The organism is Corallococcus sp. CA047B (assembly GCF_003612065.1).
Classification (GTDB): domain Bacteria; phylum Myxococcota; class Myxococcia; order Myxococcales; family Myxococcaceae; genus Corallococcus; species Corallococcus praedator.
On the sequence record NZ_RAWD01000600.1, the window covers coordinates 1 to 2,196 of the forward strand.

The window sequence follows — 2,196 nt, forward strand, 5'->3', positions numbered from 1 at the left end:
GCCGCGTTCGAACCGGAACCTCCGGAGCCTGAACCGCCGCCCGCGATGGCGCCCGTGGCCGCCGGCCGCGACAATCCCAACCGCTCCCTGCCCGAGCGCTGGCGCGCCGCCGTGGACAGCGTGAAGGCCACGTCCGTGCGCCATGGCACCGCGCTCGCCAACGGGCGCCTCCTGTCCATGAAGGCGGGCGAAATCATCCTCGGCTTCCCGCCCACCGCCGCCTTCCACAAGGCCGCAGTGACGGCCGCCGCGGGCAAGTCCACCGTCGACGCAGCCCTGGCCTCGCACTTCGGCCGGCCCGTGAAGCTCACCATCCAGGACGTGGCCCAGGCCCAGGAAGCCCACGGCCTGGGGATGAGCATCTCCGAACAGGACTCCCACAGCCGCGCCACCCACGAGAAGTCCACCGAGGGAAAGGTGCGCTCCCATGCCGCCGTGCGGTCCATCCTCAAGATGCTGGGCGGCGAAATCGAACACATCCAGGTCTACGAGCCCGAGCGCCCACCGGCCGTCCTCACGGACATGCCCACCACTCCTGATGACTGACAACGCCCCCGGGCCCCGCTAGGGTGGGCCCCAACGTCCCTGCTCCGAGCGGCGCCATGGCGGCGCGCGCTCCTACGCCCGGGGACCGAGGAAGCACATGCCCGGCATCGACCTGAACTACTTCATCCGGCAGGCGAACAAGCTCACCGAGAAGATCGAGGAGCGGAAGAAGCAGCTGGCGGAAGAGACCGTCGAGGCGAAGTCCGGCGAGGGCCTCGTGACGGTCGTCGCCAACTGCGTCCAGGAGATCCGCAGCATCAAGATCGACAAGAGCGCCATCGACCCCAATGACCCCGGGATGCTCGAGGACCTCGTCACCGCCGCCGTGAACGCTGCCCTGGCGAACAGCCGTCAGCACATGAACAGCGAGCTGGCGAAGATCTCCGGCGGCGTGAAGATCCCCGGCATTAATTAAAACCGGATGACGCCCGATCCGCTGAACCGCCTGGTCGCCCAGCTCGCGAAGCTGCCGGGCATTGGCGAAAAAACGGCCCAGCGCCTCGCCTTCCACATCCTGCGAGCGCCGGGCGAGTACGCCGTCGACCTCTCCCTGGCCATCCGCGAGGTGAAGGAGAAGGTGCACCTGTGCGTGCGCTGCTTCTGCCTCACCGACTCGGAGCTGTGCGGCTTCTGCCGCGACTCGCGCCGCGATGAGCGCTCGCTGTGCGTCGTGGAGACGTACTCGGACCTGATGGCGCTGGAGCGCACCCGCGAGTTCAAGGGCCGCTACCACGTGCTGCACGGCGTGCTGTCCCCGCTGGAAGGCGTGGGCCCGGAGCAGCTGCGCATCAAGGAGCTGCTGGAGCGCCTCAACGACAGCCGGGTGGAGGAGATCATCCTCGCCACCAACCCGGACATCGAGGGCGAGGCCACCGCGCTCTACCTCACCCGCCTGCTCAAGCCGATTGGCCTGCGCGTCACCCGGCTCGCCCAGGGCCTGCCCATGGGCGGGGACCTGGAGTTCGCCGACCAGGCCACGCTCGCCAAGGCGCTGTCCGCCCGCCGCGACCTGTGACGGCGTCCGTCCCGCGCTGCGACGCGGGACGGGCCCGGCGGCTGGCTACTGCGTCACCTTCCACGAGAACGGCATCAGCACGGTGACTTCTTGGTCGCGGTGCGCCGGGAAGCGCAGGCCCTGTGCCTTCGCCTCCAGGCAGCGGCCCACGTCCGTGGACGCCAGCGGCCCGCGCGTGTCCGCGCGCACCTTGCCCGACGACAGGATGGTGAGCTGCACCTGCACCTCGCCCGCGGTCGACGGCAGGTTGGACTTGTAGCGCTCGAAACAGCCGGTGATCTGCGACCGGCCATTCGACACCACGCGCTGGATGTCCTCGATGCCCAGCGTCACCTTCCCCTTCGGCGCACGCGGGGTGTTCCTGCGCGAGGTCGGCTCCTCCGGCCCATCCTCCGTCAGCGGTGCATCCGTCACCGACGCGACCACCGTCTCACCGCCGGGCAGGGCCCCTGATTGGCCGGGAGTACCGGTCGGCGGGGTGTCCTGGGGCACGACGGGAGGCGGGCTCACCGGCGCCGAGGGAACCACCGGCGCGGCCACCTTCACGGGCTCCGGCTGCGTCTGGACCGGAACCGCGGGCCCCTGCGTGGAGCCCGGCCGCGCGACGACGAAGGCCGCCCCCGCGAGCACCAGCC

The 2,196-nt window shown here is 70.4% G+C and carries 3 protein-coding genes and 1 pseudogene; 3 read left to right on the top strand and 1 reads right to left on the bottom strand.

Features of this window, described 5'->3' with window-relative positions:
* From D7X74_RS43425 to recR, 3 genes and pseudogenes are all read left to right on the top strand, one after another.
* Window positions 1-546 (top strand): annotated as a pseudogene (locus tag D7X74_RS43425) (DNA polymerase III subunit gamma/tau); the annotation flags it as partial.
* A 97-nt stretch (window positions 547-643) separates the two neighbouring features.
* Window positions 644-961 carry a YbaB/EbfC family nucleoid-associated protein gene (locus tag D7X74_RS41420; RefSeq protein ID WP_120538408.1) on the top strand — a complete coding sequence of 106 codons (318 nt, stop codon included), beginning with the start codon at window positions 644-646 and terminating at the stop codon, window positions 959-961.
* 6 nt (window positions 962-967) lie between these two features.
* Window positions 968-1,561, top strand: a complete 594-nt coding sequence (gene recR, locus D7X74_RS41425) for a recombination mediator RecR (protein WP_120538409.1) — start codon at window positions 968-970, stop codon at window positions 1,559-1,561.
* Window positions 1,562-1,606: 45 nt separating this feature from the next.
* Here recR and D7X74_RS42830 read toward each other — a convergent pair.
* On the bottom strand, window positions 1,607-2,196 hold a 590-nt coding region (locus tag D7X74_RS42830; RefSeq protein ID WP_147446894.1), incomplete at its 5' end, for an AgmX/PglI C-terminal domain-containing protein.